The sequence below is a fragment of the Maribacter forsetii DSM 18668 genome, from assembly GCF_000744105.1.
In the GTDB taxonomy this organism is placed as follows: Bacteria; Bacteroidota; Bacteroidia; order Flavobacteriales; family Flavobacteriaceae; genus Maribacter; species Maribacter forsetii.
Genome location: NZ_JQLH01000001.1, coordinates 855,008 through 878,463, shown reverse-complemented (window position 1 = coordinate 878,463; position 23,456 = coordinate 855,008). Strand labels below are relative to the sequence as shown.

Here is a 23,456-nt window from a genome sequence, read left to right as displayed (position 1 = left end):
AATTTTATTCTGTTCTCAAAGCTTCAATTGGTCTTATTTTAATAGCACTCTGTGCTGGTATGAAGCCTGCTAACAATCCTGAAAATATTAAAATGACCAGTGCACTGACTACCACACCCAAACTTACACTTGGGTTCACAAACATATCTACCGGACCTACCGAATCAAGAACCGCATTAACGCCATATATAAATGCAGCACCGAAAACGATACCGATCATACCAGATATGATCGTTAGGAATATAGATTCCATTAAAATTTGTTTTTTGATGGACCAAGGAGCTTCGCCCAAAGCCCTACGAATCCCGATTTCTTTGGTTCGTTCTTTAATTACAATGAGCATAATATTACTTACTCCAATAATTCCGGATAATAGAACCAATACCCCTACAAAGTAAGCTACCCAGCGTAATGCACCGAACAAACTTTCTACTCGATTAAACTGTTCATACAAGTCAAAATACCCGACGGCACGTTTATCATCTGGGTGAATTTTTCTTTTCTCTTTGACCACACCTACTATCTTCTCTTTCAAATTAGATATGGAACTACCGTCATGAGCGGTAATAGCCATCCACCCAACATCATTACCCATATTAAAAGCTTGTGAGAATGCCGTGAAAGGAACATAAATCTCTTTCTGACCTTCTTCACCACCACCATCATCTTTCTTTTGATAGGTCCCCACTACCATGAAATTGACCCCTTGAATTTTAATATACGTCCCCAATACTGTTTCACCTTGATCATAAAGTTCATTTCTTACACCAACACCAATGACGGCCACCTTTCGTTTATCCTGAATATCGTTGTGGTTCACAAACCTACCAGATGTTATGGTCATAGGTTCTTGCCTAATAATTTCAGGATAGTCACCATAGACATTGAAAGCACCTGTTTTCAAACCTCTTACTACATTATTACCACTGCCAAAACCGCCTAATTGGTTACGGGGAGAAATAAATCTTAAGTTGGGAACATTATCATTTATAGCCTGTACATCTTCAATTTTAAAACTAAAGCGTCTTCCTTTTGGCAGTCCTTTATATGACATGGTCGTATTACGAGACCACATGAACATTGTATTGGTAGCTATATCGCCAAAATCGGCACGAATACCATTTTCCAATCCTTTGCCTGCAGCAAGTAGTATAATCAAAATGAATATACCCCAACCCACGCCAAAAGAAGTAGCCAATGTTCTAAACACATTGCTAGACAATACCTCTAAGATTTCTTTCCACCGGTCTCTATTGAACATGGTTACATCTTAATTATTTAAACTTTTCATTTTAGAACTACTCATCTCTCAATGCTTCTATAACATGAATTTTAGCTGCTCTCCATGCAGGGAAAAATCCCGCTATCGCTCCTGCAAAAATTAGTACAAATACAGTGGTTAAGGCAACATTGAAGTTCACTGAGGGATTTAGCACATAATCTACCTCTATATGCGGACCCACAATCTCCAAAAGCCCCATGCTTAAAATAAGTCCTGTAAAACCTGCAATTGCAGTAATAAAAATTGCTTCGTGCAAAATCATCCCAACAATTGACCATGGCTTAGCACCAAGAGCTTTTCGAATTCCAATTTCTCTTGTACGCTCTTTAACTACAATCAACATGATATTACTAACACCTACAATACCAGCGATGATAGTACACACACCTACAAACCAAAAGAAGAATTTAATACCACCCATTAATGCATAAAAGCGCTTAGCCTCTTCCATAGGGTTATATACTTGAATTGCGCTTGTATCTTCTGGAGCTACGGTATGTGCTTTTTGTAAGAACGATTTTAATTCGTTCTTAAATTTGATAGATTGTGCAACGGCAGTTTCAAAATCATCTACCTTAGGCAAAGTATAGGATAGATTATTTAAATGATCAGCGCCATTGAAAACCTGTTGCGCGGTACTTACAGGAATATAAATACGGTCTTCTTCTCGTTCACCTCCAATATCACCGTATACCCCAACTATTTTAAACGGGATACCAGATAGGTCTAAAAACGCCCCTATAGGACTTTCTAATTCTGAAAATACTTCTCGATTGATCTTATTACTGATGATGGCAACTTTAGCCTTAGAAACTCCATCTTGTTGATTAAGGAATCTACCTAAGGTCATATACTCATTTTCGATAAATTGAAATTGATCAGAAACACCCTGTACATTATAAGCTAAAGACTCGCTACCATAGTTTACAAAAACATCTCTTACAAATAACCTTGGCGATTTATTCTCAATTTGGTCATCAAACAAAGCACCTGCCATGTCATAGTTCTCGTTTCGGAACTGTATCGGTCTACCAGGGTTCATACCCTTATAACCAATAGTGGTTACTCCTGGCCAGACCCAAACACTTGTAGCAGCATCTTGCTCAAATTCCTTGGCTATACCATTTTGCATGCCTTGACCAAAACCTAATAAAATAACTAGAATGAAAATTCCTGAAGCAACGGAAAGTCCTGTGAGAAAAGTGCGTAACTTATTCTTGCGAATAGTATCGAAAATTTCTTGCCAACGTTCTAAGTCGAACATAAGATGGATTGATTAGTTTGATTGATTGATGAGCGCGATACAAGTACCACACAATCATAAGACTAACCAAAAGGAAAATTGTTACACTTTTTGTGAAAAAAAATAAAAAAAAGGTTTATGCCCTCATTTTTCTGTAGATAAAATAGAAAAGACCAGCCACTAAAACATAAGGTACCGCCATTAAATAAACAATACCGTTATTTATACCTTCAGCTGCTTTACCAGAAGATTCACTTTCTAAAACCGCTCTACACATAGCACATTGCGCCTCGGCATCTATAGGAATCAACAGAAGCATTACCACCACAAATAAGATAAATTGTTTAGTATGCATAGTAAGGAGATATCATTAAATAAACCACCACACCGGTTACGGCAACATACAACCAAACAGGAAATGTATATTTTGCCAAAGCCCTGTGGTCTTCAAATTTCTTTAAATACGCCATAGCATACGTTCTTAACACTAACGGTATTAATGCAATAGACAGTACGATATGGGTTATTAGGATAAAATAATACACGTATTTAATTGCACCCTCACCACCGTAACTGGTAGAATCTGAAGTCATGTGATATGCTATATACATTATAAGGAACATTAAAGACAGAGCAATATTGGTCGTCATTAAATTCTGATGCAGTTTTTCATTTCCATTTTTAATTGCCCATACCGCAACCAACAACAAAACAGCCGTTAGCCCATTTATAGTAGCATAGATCGGCGGCAAAAAAGAAAGCGGCTCAACATTAGGCAATTTAACACCGAAAAGAATAGCTACCACTATTGGTATAACTATTGAAACAATCGCTATTAATCTATTAAACTTTTTCTCGTTCTTAACGCTCCCTTGCATATTCCTATTCTTCTAACAATTTTTGAATATCAACTTTAAGAATACCAATTTCTTCGGTTTCACCGTGGTCATTAACTCCTTTTTCTTCCAAAATAGCACCTCGATAATACACTATAGGATTACCAAACTCATCTATTCTAGATCTTAAAAAACCCTCTTTATCTACTAAAGCAAAGAGACCTGAATGCTCAAATCCGCCAGGTGAATCTGCCATTTCTGCAGCAAAAATATTAAAACCTGCGTTGGCAAGTTCATATATACCCTCGTGATTGCCTGTCATTAAATTCCAATTGGCATCATTAATACCATATTTTTCCCCATAAGCACTCAAAACCTGTGGTGTATCAAAATCTGGAGTAATACTAAAAGAAGCTATTGCAAAGTCTTTAGCATCCTTAAAATGCTTTTGAACATTTACAAGATTGGTTGTCATAACAGGACATATACTTGGACATCTGGTAAAGAAAAAATCTACCACATACACTTTACCCAGATAATCCTTATCTGACACCAGAACACTATCCTGATTTATAAATTCAAAAGAAGGCACTCTACGTCGTTTACCATCTAACAAGATATAACCTAACTTTTCTTCACTAGTATCTTTACTATCTGAATTTAGACGGTCATTTTCAACGACAGAACCAGAAGATAATCTATCAACTATTCTTGGTATTACAATGATTCCAAAAATCAGAACAATTAACGAAACCCAAACGTATGTATATTTTTTATTCATGATATAGCTTTATCTATCGGCATTATTCTTTTTTAATGCAAGACGATACTCTGCCAAAATAATCTTGACATCATCTACCATTTTATTATTTAAATCTGCAACAGAATTTGAATTGAATCCATACTTTGTACCATCATCTTCATCATCAGACCTACCTCTAAGGGTTAAATCTTTATCAATAATAAAAACATAAGGGGTACTATTGTTAGCATCCAACTTGGTATCTGTACTCAAACTACCGAATAATGACTCAATTTGATCATCTTCAGCATAAACAAATTTCCACTTATCGTTATCAGCCAATGTAGCCAGCTCTTTTTGAAGCTCTACAACTTCCCCTTTGGTTTCCGGAGACACTATCATGATAAATTGAAAGTCGTTAAACTCATAGAAACGCTTGTATATTTTTTGATTTAAATTAAATGCATTACCCTTTCTACCTTCAACATCAGTACCTAAAAAACCAAGAACAGTAATTTTATCTTTGAATTGAGCTTGACTTGAAAAATCTAATTCTTGTATATTTTCGGTGAGTTGAGATAATTTTCCAAAATTTGTTACTCCAGAAGCAAAAAACAGATATGCCACTATTGGAAGTACAAATAACACGACAAGAACAAATGTTTTTTTCATAAATTAGGAAGACTAGTTATTGAAACAGTTCAAAATACTTCAATAGAGAAAATCATTAAAATACAAACTATACAAAAATAAAAAAGACGGTTATAAAACCGTCTTTTAATATTGTTAATTATAACTTAGAAGTTCCAACTTATAAAACCATCTTTATAAACGTTATAAATATAATCGGCTTCTACTAGAAGAATAAATGTCAAATAAATAACCAAGAATATTGGTGTCCACACTATCGCTCTTCTTAACGCAGACTTCTCATCACGTAAGTGCATAAAGTCCCAAGCAATATAGTACGCTTTAACTAAGGTCAAAATAATGAAGACCCAGTTAATCAATTTCATTCCCAATACGTAAGTATCTGTTAAAGATGCTGGCTTAATAATACCCAATACTACCTCTACCGCAGTTATTAAGGTTAAAAAAGCTAATACTCCCCAGATTTTCTGTGTGTTAGATTTGAACTTTACAAGTCCTCTAAAAATCTCTAATTTATGTCCGTCTGCCATGTTACTTTAATCTAAAATTCTTTATACAGTAATGCTGTTTATTGCTATAAGGGTTATACTAGGTAGAAGAATGTAAATACGAATACCCAAACTAAATCTACAAAGTGCCAGTATAAACCAACTTTCTCTACCATTTCATAGTGACCTCTTCTCTCATAAGTACCTAGAATAACATTAAAGAAAATGATAATGTTAATTACTACACCTGAGAATACGTGGAAACCGTGAAAACCAGTGATAAAGAAAAAGAAGTCAGCAAAAAGCCTACTTCCATATTCGTTATGAATTAAATTAGCACCTTCTACAACTTGGGTTGCATCTGCTAATTTAGCTAATGAAGCTTTTCTATCTAAAAGAGTCTTTTCACCTTCTTCATTAATTAATTCAGTTCTTATCAAAATATTAGAATCGGCTTTAAAACCTTTCACAACTTCTTCAAGGGAAAAACTTGTTAATGTAGGTTCTTGAAAAAACCAAATACCGTTCTTTCTTTCATGTGCAACCCTTGAGTCTGGTATTGATGCGGCAAAATCAGATAATGACGCTCTCTCTCCAGAATCTGCTTTAACGAATTGTAAAATTCTGCCACCTTTAGTTTCTAAAGCACCATGATCACCTTTAATGAAGGTGCCCCATTCCCAAGCTTGAGAACCTACGAATATGATACCACCTATTACCGTAGCGAACATATACCAGATAACTGCATTCTTTTTCATTTTATGACCAGCATCTACCGCCAATACCATCGTTACAGACGACATAATCAAAATAAAGGTCATAAAGGCAACATATATCATGGGATAATTTCCATGAAATAAAGGAACGTGTGTAAACACTTCGTCCGCTATTGGCCATGTTTCAATAAATTTAAATCTTGAAAAGCCGTATGCTGCTAAAAATCCAGAGAAAGTTAACGCATCCGATACAAGGAAAAACCACATCATCATTTTTCCATAGCTTGCTCCTAAAGGCTGATTGCCACCACCCCATACGCTTGTTTCCGTTCCCGTAGTCACCGTAGAATTCATATACTATTTATCGTTTTAATAAAACTTTAGCAAATTTACATTTTTTTGAACTATTTAAAAACGCAATTTGACCCAAAACTAACTTTGATTTGTTTTTTATTTCACAAAGAACATAAATAACACCAAATAGACCCATAAAAAATCTAAGAAATGCCAAAATGTTGCCCCTAAGGTAACACCTAAATAGTTCTCTTTACTATAATTTCCTTTGTTTTGATTATACAGCACCACCAACAAAGAAATCATACCCGCAACAACATGCACCACATGCACCATTGCTATTAAAAAGATGTATGATACTTTTATACTACTGGTAGGTCCTGTAAAGTAATACCCTTGCGCAACCATTTGAGAAAAACCCGAAAATTGCAAAAAGATAAACAGAACTCCTAAACCTAACGTAATCCACAACCATTTAGTACCGCTAGCATTATCACCATCCTTTATAGCTTTTTTTGCCAACATATAACTAATGCTACTTATGATAATGGCAATAGTACTATACAGAAAAGAGACTGGCAACCCTACATCACTAGACCAATCCTCTCTAGAGCTACTTACAATGTAGGCACTTGTCCAACCTGCAAAACCCATTAACAAGCTAATAATACCAAACCAAAGCATCATCTTCTTTGCCCTAGCATTCTTCTCTGCCTCCGTTCCCTGTGTTAAATCCATAATTAAGCTAAAAATTTATCTATTACGTATACAATCTGCATTAGTGTAATATAACTAACACTTGCCAACATTAATTTTCTTGCAGAAACATTATCCCTCTTTCTATACAACTGAAAAGCGAAACCTAACATTACCGCTCCCATTAAAAAGATAATTACGGCCGATACAACTGATAATTGCAATCTACCCGTAATTCCAAATACTGGAATTATGGACACTGCCATCATCCAAATAGTATACATTATTATTTGCAACACTGTTGCCGCATCTTTCTTTCCTGTTGGTAGCATTTTAAACCCGCCGCTTCTATAATCATCATCTAACATCCACCCTAATGCCCAAAAATGCGGGAACTGCCAGAAAAACTGAATCATAAACAAAGTGCCCGGTTCTATTCCAAAATCATCAGTAGCGGCTACCCAACCCAGCATAAAGGGAATCGCTCCAGGTATTGCGCCTACAAATACAGCAAGTGGCGTAATTGTTTTTAAAGGAGTATAAACACTGGTATATAGAAATATAGAAATTGCCCCAAACATTGCTGTTTTGGGGTTTAAAAGATATAGTGATAAAACACCTAGTATTGTTAAAACAATAGCAAGACTCATAGCCGTATTTACCGTCATACGACCTGCAGGAATGGGTCTATTTTTAGTACGCTTCATTAAAACGTCCAAATCCTTCTCAATAACCTGATTATAAGCATTACTGGCACCTACCATACAATAACCTCCAAATGCCAATAATAACACTTGCACCCATTGTATCTCGTACGCACCAAGAAAGTAACCTGCAATAGAAGAAAAAACGACACTAACAGCTAATCTAGCTTTGGTAATCTCCTTAAAATCGGCAAAAAGCAATGCAAAAGCACTTTCTTTTTCCGAACCAACTGCCATTTTCATATTTTTTAATAGGTCTGCAAAGATAACGCCCCTACCATATTTCTGCAACCTTAAACCTTTATTTCTAGTATATTTGAAAGCTAACGAGTTAACACTTTAACACTTAAAAATGAAACATTTAAACTTACTTATTTTACTATTTCTAATTCACTCCATTTGCCGGAGCCAGGAGAAAGAAGTTATTATCAAGGTTGACACGCTAACTAGTGAAGTATATATGCTTACTGGACAAGGAGGAAATATTGGTCTATATGTCAATGCAACCAATTCTTTTATGATAGATGATCAATTTGCACGGTTAAGCCCAAAAATTAAACTGGCTATATCTAGCATTACGGACAAACCGTTAAAGTATTTAATAAATACACACATGCATGGTGATCACACTGGTGGTAATGCAGAGTTCAATTCCGAATCAACCATCCTAATAGCTCAAAATAATGTTAGAACTAGTCTTGAGAAAAAGCTAGAAGAGAAACCTGAATTAGGTAAAGATATTTTACCCGAAATTACTTTTTCAGAAGAATTACAATTGTTTGAAAACGATGAAACCATAATGGCTTTTCATGTACACAATGCCCATACCGATAGCGATGCCATGATTTATTTTATGAAAAACAATGTACTACACATGGGTGATACCTATTTTTCTGAGCGTTATCCTTATATGGACTTAAAGAATGGCGGTAGTGTTGAAGGTTATATATCCGCTATAGAAAAAGCGATAATGGTCATTGATGACAATACTATAATTATACCTGGTCACGGAAGACCTTCTAACAAACAAAAACTTATTGACTACCTTGATATGCTAGAAACTATTAAAGAGAATATTCTTAAAGCTATAGCGTCTGGAGACACTCTAGAACAAGTAGAAAAAAATTCATCCATCTCTTCTAAATACGATGATGACTTTGGAACTGGATTTATAAGTCCGGAACGAATGAGAACTATTTTCTATACCAGTTTAAAAAAATAATTTTTTTACAAAAAGTAAACGTAAAAAAAATCCCGAGCATTTAGCTCAGGATTTTTTTTATATGATTAAAACAGTAAATAAATACTATTGTAATTTAAAGTTAATTGGAATACTAAAAGGAACACGTACTGCTCTACCTCTTTGCTTACCAGGAGTCATTTTCGGTAATTTACCGATAATTCTCGCAGCTTCTTTCTCTAAGTTCTTATCTGGACCACGCATTCTAACGTTACCGATACTACCATCTTTCTGAATTACGAACATTACACTAACTCTACCTTGAACACCCATTTCTTGAGCAATTTCTGGGTAACGGAAGTTTTTACCAATATGCTTTTGAATCATTTTATTGAAACAAGCTCTTTTATCGCTTTCATTTTCACAACCTGGGAAAACAGGCACATCTTCAATAACTGCGAAAGGTACATCAACGTCTTCTTCAATCTCGTCAACAACAACATCTTCAACCTCAACGATTTCTTCTTCTTGACTAGTTTCAGTAGACTCGATTACAGTTTCCTCAACCTCTTCTTCATCTTCTACAACTTCAATAATTTCCGGTGCAGCTGGTGGCGGTGGAGGTGGTGGAGTCTTGATCTGTTCTGTCATTGGAACTTCTTCATCTAAAAGATCATCCACATTCATAGAAATATCATAATCATTCACCTCATCATACGTTTTCCACTCAAATGCTACATAAGTAAATAGCATTACTGCAAACAAACCGATAACGAAATAAAGACTGCTGTTCTTTGTTAAATCCGCTTTTGGATTCTTTTTAGGTTCCATATATTTTCAATTTAGTGATTGCTAATTTAACTAATTAATCCATAAATATGCAACTAAAATTTTCATTTTAACGAGGGCACCCGAAAAAACAGAAATCTTACGGCTAACATTCCTACAATAGCTCCAGTAGAATTTGCAAGTGCATCTAGTGGATCTCCGTGTCTATCAGCAGTAGCTACATGCTGTATTACTTCAATAATTATACCGTACAGCACAGCGAATAAAACAATGTACCACAATAACTTAGACTTGCCTATAACTTGTTCTTTACTTTTAGGTGTTGCCAAATAACCCAACACCACCATAACGGAATAGAACGTAAAATGAACGGCCTTATCCATATGCGGAATATTGAACCTTGAGGTACCAATTCCCGAAAAAGAAAATAAGCTGGAAAATGTTACAAACATCATCCAGCTTATGAAAAGTACTTTATAAATAGTGTTTTTAACCACCTATTATCTCTTTATATGCAGCATCGCTCAACAAATCTTCCAATTGGCTAGCATCGCTAAACTTAATTTTTACCATCCAACCATCACCGTAAGGATCAGAATTTACTTTTTCCGGCTCATCTTCTAACGCTTCGTTGAATTCTACAATTTCACCAGATAAAGGAGAAAATAAATCAGAAACAGTTTTTACAGCTTCAACCGTACCAAAAATCGCTTCGCGATCTAAAGTCTCATCAAGAGTGTCTACTTCAACATAAACAATATCACCTAATTCACCTTGAGCGAAATCTGTAATACCTACAATGGCAACATCACCTTCTATCTTTACCCACTCGTGATCTTTCGTATATTTTAATTCAGCTGGTATATTCATTATAATCGTTTATTATTTTTTTACTTCGGCAAATGTAAAGTTTTCAACTTAGGTTATCAAAATAATTACAAATGTTATGATTTGATCAAAAGTGTAGCTAATTCTTATGCTTAACCCTTATTAAACAGCCCTATTAATTACCAAAATTGTAACGAATTGTAAATCCGGTGTTAATGGTTGTTTGTGGAAAAGCGGTAGAGACAGCAAATTGAGAGAACGAATGATCGTAAAAGAACAATGCATTTAAGTTCTTACTTAAGGCATAATCTGCCGTAAATTTCAATGACATTAGATTTTGACCAGAGGTTATTTGGTTATTATTGATATCTAAATTTCTAATAATAGTAATGTTATCACGTAAAGTTAAATCAGCTTTTAAGTTTAAATCGCCCTTTAACCTTGTTTTGTTTCCTCCTATATTGGTTACAAATTTTACATCTTTAAAACGATATCCTAAACCAACCGTATATTCCTTACCATTGATTTCGGTCATTAAATCATTATCGAAACTTAATGATAATGCTCTATCTGTTCTTACTTCTGCCAATACACTAACAGAATTTTTCATTTCAAAATCTACTCGAATTAACGGGTTAAATTGATCTGTAAGCACCACATTATTTAAAATCAAATCTGGCAATATATCTAGGTTCTCTGCATTAATAGCATCTTGGCCATCGCTAATTAACTGTACCTTTTCTAAGTTTGTTTGGTACGAGTTTATACTATATGATGCACGATACCCATGACTTAAAGAAAAACGCTTAAATTTCTTTTTAAACCACTTGCTCTTCATAAGCCCTGTATATTTAATACTCCAGTTTGGTATTGGAATATCTCTAAACGTATCTAGATTTACACGTTCAGCATCTTGTCCCGTATATGCAGCAAAAAACGCCGGCAACAATACATCTTGTTGAGTTTTACCATATAACTGAGGAAAACCATCTTCATCCAAATCACCTACCGGTTGTGATCTATCAGAAATCAATCTATTCGCTATGGTAATTCTGTTATCCTTAAACTGCTGAAAAGTACTTGAATCAAATTCATCACTCTTTCCAAATGCAGTACCGATCATCATAGTAGAAATACTAAAACTACCATAATTGTTACCCAACTGAAGGTTATATTCTTGATCTACAACATTAAAATTCTCCTGATAACTATCTGAATATTGCCTGTCTGCCACCAAATCAATAGTTATATCTTTTGTTGGTTGAGCCGTGGCGGTAATATTCAACTGTTTATTTGTTCTTTGGATGAATTGCTCGTTAAATTCCTGAAAACCTGTTAACCAACCATTTCTAGCGGCTTCATAACGCACATCTGACTGACTACCAAATAGGAAACCAATAGTTGGTTTGGTAGTACCAACGAAACCAACAGATTGCGTATAACCCGGAAGCACCGTACCATTGTTTTCGCTATAGTTGAAATTCACTCGTTTTACCATGGTAACAATATCCACAACGGTATTGAACAAATCACTTGTCTTACCTTTAATCTTTTCTTGATCTTCGGATAATGCTCCAGATTTATCTCTTCGTATTGGTCCGGTGGTAGATGCCCTAGGAGCCTCACGTTTTTTGAGTCCGATTAAATCATAAAACTTCTGCATGGTCAAAGACGATGTCAACGTATGTGTATTTGCATTTTGCACCGTGTTTATATATTCACCTGCTACTTCAAAAAGTGCATCGCCCCCTCTTTGCCAATCAAAATTACTAGTATATGAATATTGAGTACTTATAAAGTCTAACGCAGGTATTTTAGAAAAAGGAACTTCATAATTCAGCTGCATTTGTTGAGAATGTCTGTTTGGTTCACCCACATCAAAAAAGCCGTCCCATAAACCTAATTCATTCCTAATCCTATCTATTGATTCTACAGGCTCATCCTCATTTAAATAATTTCTAACAATATTATTATTGGAACCTGTTAAATTTAATCGCAACGATTTTGTCAAATTATAGTTGATCGCGTACTGCCAATTAAATAAATAATTACGTTGTTGAAGCTCTGGTAATTCTATTCTGTCTTCACCATCAGTATACACATCTCTAAAACGTTGAGCGTTAAACTGCCTATTAATATTAGATGTAACCCCAATGTTTGAAGGCAACAAATTCAGATTCAAATCTTTTAACCACTGCCAGTACTTACCATTAAAAAGTGAATCCTTTTTAGCAAACGGAGCAACCTCTAGCGGTTCAAAACTGTGATTATACACAAAACCTGTATTTACATTTTGTTCTTTTAATTCGGCAATTTCAAAATCTCTATGATCAGTTTCGTTGTAACTATAATTAAAGGTGAAGTTTTCTATATCGTAGAAATTGGCATCTGCTTCTTCTCCACGATCTTTACGAACACCTATTAAATTAATGCTTGTTCGTTTAGTATAATCTTCAGCTTGTTCCAATACATCATCCTTACCTTCTTGGGTATCTTCAGCCGCAATTCTATCTTCCAGTTTTAAATCATCATACACAGGATCAAACTCCGGAGTAATTAATTGCTCAGAAATTCCGTAATTGAACGGTAATTGAATTCCCCACTTTTTAGGAAGTAGTTGCCCAACATTAACATTGGTAACTACATCATAAGAAACCGCATCTTCACGTGCACGTTCATTTGGCATTTGATCTATGGATCCAAAACCAGAAGTGCTCTTACTACCTGTTGCACTAAAATTGGCAAAATCTGCAATATTACCATCTACTGCGGCAATTGCCGCCCAACCGCCATTATTATCCAATCCTGCAAGACGAAGTTCATTGAACCAAACTTCACCTCTTGCCGGTAAGATATCTTGGTTTTTAACACCCACCATCATGGTACGTATACTACCTAAAGACGGATTACCTTTTATACCGATACGAATTCTACCAGGAGTACGAACATCAAACTCACCAACAGGAATCACTTCATCATTTTCAATTTCAAAGAAACGAACATCAGTTAAATCACCATCTGCAATCCATTGCGATTTCACCTTCGTTAAATCACTAAGCAAAATATTCATCTCATTATTCTCTGGCCATATTTCATCATCTGCAACTGCAGTAAAAGGAGTGAACTCTAACGGCAATTCTATTTGATAGTAATTTTGAGTGAAATCTGTACCCATACGCAAGAAACCAACTAAAGGTGTAGAGGTATCAGCATAATCACTATCTATAATTTTTTCGGCATGAATAAACATTTTCAATTTCTCATATTGACGAATGTCTACATTCAAATTTTTGAACACCCCTCTAGAATCTTCAGACTCTAGATTAGATACCGTCAACGAAAGTGATTGCTCGTTCTGCCTAATAATAGTATTGTTATTATTTAACTGCTCTCTAACAACACCTGGAGGCAACACATATGGTATTGGTGTTCTACTACTATTTTCTTCTATGTTAACCGTATTTACATCTAAGGTAGTACCATCATCAGAAGGATCACTGTCAATATTTGTGTCTTGCAAAGTATTTGTATACGTACGCCAATCTCCTCTAACTAAATCCAAAGTTGCAAAACGTAATATAGTAGGGCTATTGAAACCTGTCATATACATACGCATAAAACTAATAGATCTAAAATCCGTAATACCACCAATAGCATCTGTAAAGTCGCTTAATGGAATTTTATACTGAATCCAGCGGTAATTAACCTCATCACCATTCGGTATTCTAATATCACCAGTTGCGGTGCCTTCAATAATATCGGTTACATATTCATCATTAATAGTAGTATTCGGCTTTATAGCAATACGGTACTCATAATAACTATTTACCGTATTCATGGTTAAATCTCTATCAACATCTTCCACATCCGGTAATGTTGTAGAACCCCTATCCGTATTCGTTACCGTTACAGGGGAATTCCCTTCCGGGTTATTAAAATCTAAATACCTATCTAAAATACTACCATCTCTATTTAAATAATATCCGTAGTTATCTAATGCAGGGTCATCACCACCGTTATTAGTATACACATCCGCTTCACGTACATCATCTAAACCGTCAAAACCAATATCCTGTAAACCTCTATTGTTTTCATCTGCATCAAAAGCATACACCAAAGATTGTGTTGCCGGTACTTCACCCCAAGAGGTAGGCGAAACAAAATCATTACTATCAACCCCCGGTAATCCGTTTTCATATTGCTTTTTACCGTCACGCAGAATATCTTCAGAAATATTACCTAGGTTAAGCACTAATTCACCCGCTCCATTTGCAATACCATCAACATAAGGGTCCATTACCCAAAATTGAACGAATTCAACGTTACTCTGTTCAAAATCCGTACTGCTCAAAGAACGCATCATACCACCCCACTTTTCAGTTGGAGCTTCAGTGTCAAAATCTGGATTATTATTGTACGGCCCCTTGGCATTTGGATAATAAACCATATCTAATGTAGACTGTACTTGGGTTTGACCTTGAGCAACATCTGTCTCTGGAAAAACTTCATCAATATATACTCTACGGGTTGCATTGGTTGAAACATCATCATCACTGATTTCGGCAGGTCTTTGCGTGGTAAAGAATATAGGATCTATAGTATACCAAGACAACTTTGCCCTACCATAACCGTTTAACAGGTTATTTGCATCTTCTGGAGAACTACCAAAAGGTTGGTCACCATTACCATATTCCAAAGGCATACTGGCAAGAGACCATCCAAGGGATGCTCTAATATCTATCAATGCCTGCGCTCCTTCAAAATCATCTAAGTAAGTAGTAGTCTCTCCTTCAAAATCAGCATTTTTAGGTGAGCTAGGAATTAATGCCGCCATTTCTGCCCTTACCGAAATATTAGAAGGTACATCTGTATCAATATTTGGTAACTTATTCACCATACGTGTCAAGAAAGGCACCTCAGTAGAAAAGTTAGTATTTAATCCAAAAATAGTATTGTTTACAGATTCTACACCGTATGTAGATTTTTGGGTCAAAGGTCTTTCGTTCATATTTAATAATGTACCGCCCAAAACAAATTTTTCATTGAATTGATGCTCTACATTCACACCTGTAAAACGACGTGTTTGTTGACCGAATACCGCATTATTCTCTACCGATATATTGATAGGCACATTTGAAGCCTCTAAACTAGGATCTAAAATTTGTACCGTACCAGACTGATAATTTACCGTATAATCTATACCCTCTTGTAATGTTCTACCATTAGCCGTTACCGTTACAGAACCTTGGGGCACATTAAATGCTCCTATAGAAATACCGTTACTACCCTCTGATTTGTAAGAACCTTTTAATAAGAACTTATTTTTTTCTGGATCTTGTAGCGCCGCCGTTTTTGTTAAAGCATACATATCTCTGAATACATACTGCTCTTGGTTGGCATTATACCCAGAAGTGACATCGTATTGACCGCTGTTACCATTTTGTAGTTTCTCGTACAAAGACTCTCCAAAAGGTTCTACTGTGGTAAAGATGATACGACCATTCTGCACATCTATGGTTTGCCCACTAATGAAATCAAAGAAACCATCACCACCGGGTTGAATATCATTATACACATTTAACCTATCTAGATTAAAAACATTTAAAAGAATAGTCTCTTCTAATCCTTCTGGCCAACCAGAACCCGGACCTTCTTCTATTGGTGTAATATAATTTCTTGCCGTAGGATCAGAATATAAAATATTCATCTTAAAATCTTCTTGACTTAAGCTATACGCACCAGTAGCGTAGATATTCTTCATCATTAAATCCCAAATAGGATCAGTGATATTGGTGATATTACTTTTAAGAAGTTTAAGTATTAGTGTATTGTTTTCTATAACGGTACTAACATCTTGAGTAACCGTAGTTGCCTCTATACCACCATTTGCAAATTCACCTACTTGGTATACTTGCCCTTGAAATGTATATTGGTAAGCAACACCTAAAACCTCATCATTACTTAAACGTTGGTTTAAAGAGATATACCCTAATTGTGTATTGAAATCGAAATCTCTACCCTGTTCCAATTTTCTTGCATTCTCTAAATACGCATAATCAAAACCTTGGTTAGGAGAGTATCCACCGGTAAAACTACCAGCATTAAAACCACTCTCTACAGTTGCAATTTCTCTAATATTATCATTTAAAGCACCACTATTAGTAAGTATTAAAGCCGGGTCATAATCATTTGCGTTGTTTCTAGGTCTTAAATCTGCAGGACCATTAAAGAAACCACTACCGCTACCATTATTTTGTCCTACTCTGGTCTTTGTAATATCTGATTCACCTAAATCCTGAATAGCCACCACATTACGCACATTTAACGTCTGCTGCGTTCTGTTTGTAATCCAAACCTCTATACGCGTAATCTGAACTTGACTTTGTATATAAGGATAAGAAGAAAGTGCTTCATCGTAATTATCTCTAAAGTATTGCGCTAAGAAAAAGTGTCTGTTTTCATCATAATCCAAAGCCGTTAGAGAGAAATCATTTAATGTACCACCACCTTGTGCTACTACCGTATTATTTTGCGAACGCTGCTCAGAAAAAACTGCGGTAACCGAAGTTTTACCAAATTGTAACTTCGTTTTTACACCAAATAAACTTTGTGCTCCTTGAATTAAGGAACTATTTAGTGGCATGTTTACGTTACCAACTTCTATAGATTGAATAATATCATCTTCAGTTGGTGTGTAATCTAACTTAACAATGTTCTGAAAATCGAAGGTTGCTTCTGTATCATAATTGGCATTTACCTGTAGGCGCTCACCAATTTGACCCAACATACTAAGACTTATACGCTGATCAAAATCAAAAGAAAGGTTTGTTCTATTTCTAGGAGATAAAGAAGGATTATCGTTTTTCTGCCAGATAACACCCAAATCCATTGCCACAGATCCTTGTGGAATTATCTCAATAGTATTACCACCAAAAATGGTAGAAAAGAAATCATTATTTACATAAAAATTAGGAAGTAAGTTTTTACGAGCTTCTTCACTACCTTCTTTTTTACCTGAGTAAGCATCGGATTTTTCCTTGAAGTAAGATTTAATTCCTTCTTCCCTGATCAATTTAAAATATTGATCTGGTGTAAGAATTATAGGATAACCAATATTAAAATCACCCACACTCTCATTATAGATATAACGATCAAGTTCAGGGTCATAAATATATTTTGACACAATACTTTCTGGATTCTCAATTAGAATTCTACCCAAATCATACCCTGTCTTTACCGAATCAATTTCCTTTTCTTCTGTTTCTTGCGCCATAACAGTCGTTATAGAAGCTAAAAACATAAAGAATGCAAAGATGCCCTTAAAAGAAATTTTAAGAAATTTAGTTACCCCGTTTTTCAAACTTATTACAAATTTTTGAGCGCGAGTTTTATTATATCCTCGACACTTAGCGAAGCATCTTGACCAAGCACTTTATCGACAACCCTCTCTGATTGTTTACGTGCGAAGCCCAGAACTTCTAAAGCAGATAACGCTTCATCTTTATTTGTATTGTTTGTACTTAGTGAAAGTTCGTCTATATCGTAAACTTTTAAGACCTTATCTCTAAGATCCAAAATTACGCGCTGTGCCGTTTTCGCCCCTATACCTTTTACAGCTTGTATTGATGCAACATCACCGTTAGCAATAGCATCTCTAACTTGAGACGGAGACATAGAAGAAAGCATGGTTCTTGCTATACTTGATCCTATGCCCGAAACGGACAATAATAATCGGAATATCTCACGCTCTGATTTTTCAACAAATCCGAACAGTGTGTGAGAATCTTCTTTCACCTGAAGGTGCGTAAAAACAGAGATATTTTCTTGCTCCGGCAACTTAGAAAAAGTATTTAAAGAAATATTTACAAAATAGCCAACACCACCACATTCGATAATAACATGAGTTGGGTTCTTCTCTACTAGTTTTCCTCTTAAGTGATGTATCATGATTTTTCTAAAATTAAAAAGGGAAAGAAGTATGTCTACCAATTTCCCTATTCGAGTTATCCTTTAATTATAATTTATTTTGAACCTTTCGCTTTCTTGCGTTTTTCACGCTCTTGAGCATCAATTACAGCAACTGCAGCCATGTTTACTATTTCATCAACACTAGCTCCTAATTGCATAATATGAACGGCTTTTCTTAAACCTACCATGATTGGACCGATAGAATCTGCACTATTCAATTCTTTCAATAGCTTATAGGTAATGTTTGCGGATTCTAAATTAGGAAATATTAAGGTGTTCACCTTTCTACCAGCTAGCTTAGAAAACGGAAACTTACTCTCGTGAAGCTCTCTGTTTAAAGCAAAATCTGTTTGTATTTCACCGTCAACCACCAAATCTGGCTTTGTTTCATGAAGAATTTGAACTGCCTCTCTAACCTTTTTCGCGTTAGGATGTGTTGAAGAACCAAAGTTTGCATAACTCAACATTGCCAACACGGGATTGAATCCGAAATTTGAAGCAACATTTGCGGTCATTTGTGCTATATCTGCCAATTCCTCGGCATTTGGTTCTATATTGATTGAAGTATCGGCCAAAAACAACGGCCCTCTATCGGTAATCATAATGTTCACCGTAGCTACTTTCTTAACCTGACTTGCTCTACCAACAACTTCTAAAATTGGTTTTACCACCGTAGGATATGCTCTTGAGTAACCAGAAATCATACCATCAGCATCTCCCTCCATCACCATCATAGAACCGAAATAATTACGCTCGCGCATTTTTATTTTCGCACTGTAAAAAGTCACCCCGCTTCTCTTACGGCTTTCCCAGTATTTAGTAGCATAACGAACATGGCGCTCGTCAAACTCCTCTGACATAGGATCAATAATAGCAAGATCAGCATCAAACTCCAACTCTTTCTTTAATTCAAGAATAATATCTTTTCTACCTAAAAGAATAGGAATTGCTATACCCTCTTCATGTACTATCTGCGCCGCTTTTAAAACATCTAAATGATCAGCTTCTGCAAATACAATTTTCTTGGCATTGCTACGAGCCCTACCATGAAGTTGACGTACAACTTTATTATCATTCCCAGAACGAAGCATCAACTCCTCTCTATATTTATCCCAATCGTCTATAGGTGCCTTAGCTACACCACTTTCCATAGCAGCTTTAGCTACAGCAGGTGGTATTTCATATATTAATCGTTGATCAAAAGGTTTTGGAATAATATACTCCTTACCAAATGTTAGTCTAGTTTCACCATAAGCAATATTCACTTGCTCAGGTACCGGTTGTCTTGTTAAATCTGCCAAAGCTTTTACTGCAGCCATTTTCATAGCTTCATTAATCGCGGTAGCCCTTACATCTAATGCACCTCTAAATATAAATGGAAAACCAAGTACATTATTCACTTGGTTAGGATGATCTGATCTTCCTGTTGCCATTATAATATCCTTACGTGTAGCAACTGCCAAATCATAAGCAATCTCTGGATCTGGATTAGCCATTGCAAACACTATAGGATTCTCTGCCATAGATTCCAACATCGCCGGACTTACAACATTCGCTATGGAAAGACCAACGAATACATCGGCATCTACCATTGCTTCATCTAGGGTATCTATTTTTCTATCGGTTGCAAATTCCTTCTTTGCAGGAGATAAATTATCGGCATCTTTTCTAATAACACCCTTACTATCAAGCATTACTATATTTTCCGCTTTGGCACCAAATGCCTTGTACAATTTAGTACACGAAACAGCGGCAGCACCTGCACCACTAATAACAATGCGTACATCTTCCATTTTCTTTTTAGAAAGCTCCAAAGCATTCAATAAAGCAGCAGCAGAAATAATAGCCGTACCGTGTTGGTCATCATGCATTACAGGAATATCCAATTCCTCTTTTAATCTACGTTCAATCTCAAAAGCTTCAGGAGCTTTGATATCCTCTAGGTTAATTCCACCAAAAGTTGGAGCAATCATTTTAACGGTCTCAATGAACTTATCTACATCTTCAGTATCCACTTCAATATCAATACCATCAATATCCGCAAAAATCTTAAAAAGAAGACCTTTACCTTCCATTACCGGTTTTGAAGCCTCAGGACCTATATTTCCTAAACCCAAAACAGCGGTACCGTTAGATATAATGGCTACTAAATTACCTTTAGAAGTATATTTATAGGCGTTGTCCTTATCCTTTGCTATTTCTAAACATGGCTCTGCAACACCGGGCGAGTACGCCAGAGCAAGATCACGTTGTGTACTATATGGTTTAGTAGGTACTATTTTTATCTTACCAGGCTGTGGTTTTGCATGATAAATAAGTGCTTCTCTTCTTAGCTTTTCATTGCTCATACTCTTCTATTTAAAAAAACAAATTTAAAGGTATTCTGTAAGAAAGCGATAAGCAGACCTGTATTTATATGAATAAAATAAATAGTTCTGTTATGATAGACCTAAAGTAAAATTTGAAATTACAAATCAGCTGCCTTTTCTTTACTAGACACGTTAAGTCTCAATGCCAAAAACCCCGATATTGCAAAAAATGCACCTGCAAACAACATGGCATTAATGGCATTATTTCCAAGCAAATATTTATAAATAGGTCCAAAAGTAAGCGTCTCTATTCCCATAGGAATTACAATCATCATATTTAAAATACCCATATAAACACCACGTCTTTCTTGCGGAACCACTTTTGACACCATGGTATAAGGAATACCCATCATTGCCGCCCAACCAATACCGAACAACACCATTGGCGCCAATACCAAAATAGGATCTGTGATATACGGGATCGCAAATAAAGAAATAGCAGTACCGAACAAGCTTAATGCATATATTTTTTTACCACCGTATTTTAATGTAAGCGGCACCAAAGCCAAAGCAACAACCATGGTTACTATATTATAGGTCAAACTCATTTGTGCAGATTGTGAAGCTGCTTCTCCTGTAGTGTAACCCATTGTCAATTTAAATAATGGCGTTGTATACTGCCAGTAAATAAATAAAGCATACCATTGAAACAAATACACTGCACCAACCCTCCACATAAATTTGGGCATTTTCTTTATAGACTCACCAATTTCTTTAAAAGGCAAAGCAATACGCTCAGTTAATGGTTTAACTTTTGCATGATTAATTGCGGCCAACTCTTCTGATGAAGGTGGAATTTCGGGAGTTTTTAAAACAGAATAAAGGATAGTGGTAATAGAAAGAATTGCACCAATATAAAAGGAATAGTACAACCAAGTAGGTATCGTTCCCGCAACTTCCACAGATTCACCTCCAAATAAATATTGGAATAGTACAATAGATCCATTAGCCAAGAGAATACCTGCACCCACAAACAAACTTTGCATTTGATACCCCAAACTCAATTGTTTCTCAGGGAGTTTATCCCCAACAAATGCTCTATAAGGCTCCATTGCCATATTGTTACCCACATCTAAAATCCAAAGTAAACCAACCGCAAACCATAAAACGGGACTCGTTGGAAAAGCGAATAAACATAAACTACCCAAAATTGCCCCAATCAAGAAATAAGGCTTTCTTCTACCCCAACGTTCAGACCAAGTTTTATCTGACATTGCACCAATTATAGGTTGCACAATTAACCCTGTTACCGGACCCGCAATATTTAAAATGGGCAGCATATCTTCTGGTGCACCTAAGTATAAGAAAATAGGATTAATAGCCGTTTGCTGCAACCCAAAACTATACTGGATTCCTAAAAATCCAACATTCATATTAAATATCTGCCAAAAACTAAGACTCGGTTTTTTGATTTTCATCTAAAAAAAATGTTATTGATTCGGTGGTAAATTTTATTACATTCTTACAAAAATCATGTGTTTTATTAGAAAAACATAATTTTACATGACTAGCAATATAATATAATTAAGTCTCCTCTATGTCATCAGCAAAGAAAAAAGCTAACGAAAACGTTTGAAAATAAAATATTATTTCAAAAAATTGATGTTTCTGGTGAGTCCACCATACTTTGTTCGCTTCACTGCAGATTTTTGAAACACCTTTCTAAACACATCCTCGGTGATTTCTTCCCAATCTTTTTTGGTCATACTCAGCAATTCTGGATTAGGATTGAACAAAGGTTCATTATGAGGTTTGGAAAATCGGTTCCACGGACAAACATCTTGACAAACATCGCAGCCGAACATCCAATCATCAAAAGACCCTTTCATTTCATTGGGCAATTCATTCTTTAATTCAATCGTAAAATAAGAGATACACTTACTACCATCAACTACATAAGGATCTACAATTGCCTCAGTTGGGCAGGCATCTATACAAGCCGTACATGTACCACAATGATCTGTCACTGCATGATCGTATTCCAATTCAATATCTACTATTAGCTCTGCTATAAAGTAAAAAGACCCTACTTGTTGGGTAAGCAGATTACTATGCTTACCTATCCACCCTAACCCACTTTTTGCTGCCCAAGCTTTATCAAGTACCGGAGCAGAATCTACAAAAGCCCGCCCATTAACTTCACCTATTTCTTCAGATATGAATTCCTGTAGCTGCCTAAGTTTTGTTTTTATCACATGATGGTAATCGTGGCCATATGCGTATTTAGAAATCTTATAAGAATCTTCTCGTTGGGTTTCTTCCGGATAGTAATTTAAAAGAAGGGAAATAACGGATTTAGACCCTTCTACCAATTTTCTTGGATCTAATCTTTTATCGAAATGATTAGCCATATAGCTCATTTCGCCGTTCATATTATTATTGAGCCACCGCTCTAATCTAGGAGCTTCCTCTTCTAGAAAATCAGCTTTGGATACACCGCATGATAAAAAACCGAGGCGTTTGGCTTCGGTTTTAATAAGGTTGCTATTCTTTTGTTTTAAGTTCAGGGTCAAATAATTTAAATCTAAATTACGATTATCATTCTAATTCATTTTATCATTGTTATATTAATTATGGTAACCCACCATACCTGCATAAATACGGAGAAAAACATCCATTTACACAGTTTGCAATTATTTCATCTTTCATCAAACTTTAATAACTCATAAT

19 protein-coding genes are annotated in these 23,456 nt (G+C 35.6%); 1 reads left to right on the top strand and 18 read right to left on the bottom strand.

All coding sequences use genetic code 11. The features are described from left to right. Positions 1–4: 4 nt before the first annotated feature. From P177_RS03655 to cyoE, 10 genes are all read right to left on the bottom strand, one after another. Entirely contained in the window at positions 5–1,261 is a 1,257-nt protein-coding gene (locus P177_RS03655; RefSeq protein ID WP_036151940.1) for an ABC transporter permease, read from the bottom strand. 37 nt (positions 1,262–1,298) lie between these two features. Further along, positions 1,299–2,546: an ABC transporter permease gene (locus P177_RS03650; protein WP_036151938.1), complete on the bottom strand. Its 1,248-nt coding sequence runs from the start codon at positions 2,544–2,546 to the stop codon at positions 1,299–1,301. 115 nt (positions 2,547–2,661) lie between these two features. After that, positions 2,662–2,880, bottom strand: a complete 219-nt coding sequence (locus P177_RS03645) for a hypothetical protein (protein ID WP_036151935.1) — start codon at positions 2,878–2,880, stop codon at positions 2,662–2,664. Further along, complete coding sequence (locus tag P177_RS03640; RefSeq protein WP_036151933.1) at positions 2,870–3,403, bottom strand: DUF420 domain-containing protein; 534 nt, start codon at positions 3,401–3,403, stop codon at positions 2,870–2,872. Before P177_RS03640 ends, P177_RS03645 begins: the two co-directional genes overlap by 11 nt. Before the next feature lie 4 nt (positions 3,404–3,407). Further along, positions 3,408–4,142 (bottom strand): SCO family protein, encoded by a 735-nt coding sequence (locus P177_RS03635; protein WP_036151931.1) that lies wholly within the window; start codon positions 4,140–4,142, stop codon positions 3,408–3,410. Between the two features lie 9 nt (positions 4,143–4,151). Next, positions 4,152–4,775 carry a hypothetical protein gene (locus P177_RS03630; protein ID WP_036151929.1) on the bottom strand — a complete coding sequence of 208 codons (624 nt, stop codon included), beginning with the start codon at positions 4,773–4,775 and terminating at the stop codon, positions 4,152–4,154. A gap of 125 nt (positions 4,776–4,900) precedes the next feature. Continuing rightward, positions 4,901–5,284 carry a cytochrome C oxidase subunit IV family protein gene (locus P177_RS03625; RefSeq protein ID WP_036151927.1) on the bottom strand — a complete coding sequence of 128 codons (384 nt, stop codon included), beginning with the start codon at positions 5,282–5,284 and terminating at the stop codon, positions 4,901–4,903. Between the two features lie 53 nt (positions 5,285–5,337). Beyond that, positions 5,338–6,312: a cytochrome c oxidase subunit 3 gene (locus P177_RS03620; protein ID WP_036151924.1), complete on the bottom strand. Its 975-nt coding sequence runs from the start codon at positions 6,310–6,312 to the stop codon at positions 5,338–5,340. Positions 6,313–6,408: 96 nt separating this feature from the next. Further along, positions 6,409–6,990, bottom strand: a complete 582-nt coding sequence (locus P177_RS03615; protein ID WP_036151921.1) for a cytochrome c oxidase subunit 3 — start codon at positions 6,988–6,990, stop codon at positions 6,409–6,411. 2 nt (positions 6,991–6,992) lie between these two features. Then, positions 6,993–7,895, bottom strand: coding sequence for a heme o synthase (cyoE, locus tag P177_RS03610; protein ID WP_036151919.1), 903 nt, complete (start codon positions 7,893–7,895; stop codon positions 6,993–6,995). A 109-nt stretch (positions 7,896–8,004) separates the two neighbouring features. On the opposite strand from cyoE, the gene P177_RS03605 reads away from it, so the two are divergent. Further along, positions 8,005–8,874 (top strand): MBL fold metallo-hydrolase, encoded by an 870-nt coding sequence (locus tag P177_RS03605; RefSeq protein ID WP_036151917.1) that lies wholly within the window; start codon positions 8,005–8,007, stop codon positions 8,872–8,874. Positions 8,875–8,958: 84 nt separating this feature from the next. Here the strand turns inward: P177_RS03605 and P177_RS03600 are convergent, their stop codons facing one another. The 8 genes from P177_RS03600 to queG all read right to left on the bottom strand — a co-directional run bounded on the left by P177_RS03600 (position 8,959) and on the right by queG (position 23,293). Beyond that, the gene (locus P177_RS03600) at positions 8,959–9,663 is read right to left on the bottom strand and encodes an energy transducer TonB (protein ID WP_036151915.1); all 705 of its coding nucleotides are present in this window, start codon (positions 9,661–9,663) and stop codon (positions 8,959–8,961) included. Between the two features lie 62 nt (positions 9,664–9,725). After that, a complete protein-coding gene (locus P177_RS03595) occupies positions 9,726–10,073 on the bottom strand; it encodes a VanZ family protein (protein ID WP_051941702.1) in 348 nt (115 codons plus the stop codon). A 37-nt stretch (positions 10,074–10,110) separates the two neighbouring features. Beyond that, positions 10,111–10,491 (bottom strand): glycine cleavage system protein GcvH, encoded by a 381-nt coding sequence (gene gcvH / locus P177_RS03590; RefSeq protein ID WP_036151913.1) that lies wholly within the window; start codon positions 10,489–10,491, stop codon positions 10,111–10,113. A gap of 133 nt (positions 10,492–10,624) precedes the next feature. Then, positions 10,625–17,809 carry a T9SS outer membrane translocon Sov/SprA gene (sov, locus tag P177_RS03585; protein ID WP_036151911.1) on the bottom strand — a complete coding sequence of 2,395 codons (7,185 nt, stop codon included), beginning with the start codon at positions 17,807–17,809 and terminating at the stop codon, positions 10,625–10,627. A 5-nt stretch (positions 17,810–17,814) separates the two neighbouring features. Beyond that, positions 17,815–18,396, bottom strand: a complete 582-nt coding sequence (ruvA, locus tag P177_RS03580; protein ID WP_036151909.1) for a Holliday junction branch migration protein RuvA — start codon at positions 18,394–18,396, stop codon at positions 17,815–17,817. A 74-nt stretch (positions 18,397–18,470) separates the two neighbouring features. After that, positions 18,471–20,765: an NADP-dependent malic enzyme gene (locus P177_RS03575; RefSeq protein WP_036151907.1), complete on the bottom strand. Its 2,295-nt coding sequence runs from the start codon at positions 20,763–20,765 to the stop codon at positions 18,471–18,473. A 119-nt stretch (positions 20,766–20,884) separates the two neighbouring features. Continuing rightward, positions 20,885–22,204: an MFS transporter gene (locus tag P177_RS03570; protein WP_036151904.1), complete on the bottom strand. Its 1,320-nt coding sequence runs from the start codon at positions 22,202–22,204 to the stop codon at positions 20,885–20,887. A gap of 168 nt (positions 22,205–22,372) precedes the next feature. Beyond that, positions 22,373–23,293 carry a tRNA epoxyqueuosine(34) reductase QueG gene (gene queG, locus P177_RS03565; RefSeq protein WP_036157746.1) on the bottom strand — a complete coding sequence of 307 codons (921 nt, stop codon included), beginning with the start codon at positions 23,291–23,293 and terminating at the stop codon, positions 22,373–22,375. Between the last annotated feature and the right edge of the window lie 163 nt (positions 23,294–23,456).

Coding starts and splice junctions, on each gene's coding strand:
- P177_RS03630 (WP_036151929.1), bottom strand. CDS start 4,775: ATGAAAAAAACATTTGTTCTTGTCGTGTTATTTGTACTTCCAATAGTG.
- P177_RS03570 (WP_036151904.1), bottom strand. CDS start 22,204: ATGAAAATCAAAAAACCGAGTCTTAGTTTTTGGCAGATATTTAATATG.
- P177_RS03615 (WP_036151921.1), bottom strand. CDS start 6,990: ATGGATTTAACACAGGGAACGGAGGCAGAGAAGAATGCTAGGGCAAAG.
- P177_RS03655 (WP_036151940.1), bottom strand. CDS start 1,261: ATGTTCAATAGAGACCGGTGGAAAGAAATCTTAGAGGTATTGTCTAGC.
- P177_RS03620 (WP_036151924.1), bottom strand. CDS start 6,312: ATGAATTCTACGGTGACTACGGGAACGGAAACAAGCGTATGGGGTGGT.
- ruvA (WP_036151909.1), bottom strand. CDS start 18,396: ATGATACATCACTTAAGAGGAAAACTAGTAGAGAAGAACCCAACTCAT.
- P177_RS03635 (WP_036151931.1), bottom strand. CDS start 4,142: ATGAATAAAAAATATACATACGTTTGGGTTTCGTTAATTGTTCTGATT.
- P177_RS03575 (WP_036151907.1), bottom strand. CDS start 20,765: ATGAGCAATGAAAAGCTAAGAAGAGAAGCACTTATTTATCATGCAAAA.
- P177_RS03650 (WP_036151938.1), bottom strand. CDS start 2,546: ATGTTCGACTTAGAACGTTGGCAAGAAATTTTCGATACTATTCGCAAG.
- P177_RS03600 (WP_036151915.1), bottom strand. CDS start 9,663: ATGGAACCTAAAAAGAATCCAAAAGCGGATTTAACAAAGAACAGCAGT.
- P177_RS03640 (WP_036151933.1), bottom strand. CDS start 3,403: ATGCAAGGGAGCGTTAAGAACGAGAAAAAGTTTAATAGATTAATAGCG.
- P177_RS03645 (WP_036151935.1), bottom strand. CDS start 2,880: ATGCATACTAAACAATTTATCTTATTTGTGGTGGTAATGCTTCTGTTG.
- P177_RS03605 (WP_036151917.1), top strand. CDS start 8,005: ATGAAACATTTAAACTTACTTATTTTACTATTTCTAATTCACTCCATT.
- gcvH (WP_036151913.1), bottom strand. CDS start 10,491: ATGAATATACCAGCTGAATTAAAATATACGAAAGATCACGAGTGGGTA.
- P177_RS03595 (WP_051941702.1), bottom strand. CDS start 10,073: ATGTTTGTAACATTTTCCAGCTTATTTTCTTTTTCGGGAATTGGTACC.
- P177_RS03625 (WP_036151927.1), bottom strand. CDS start 5,284: ATGGCAGACGGACATAAATTAGAGATTTTTAGAGGACTTGTAAAGTTC.
- cyoE (WP_036151919.1), bottom strand. CDS start 7,895: ATGAAAATGGCAGTTGGTTCGGAAAAAGAAAGTGCTTTTGCATTGCTT.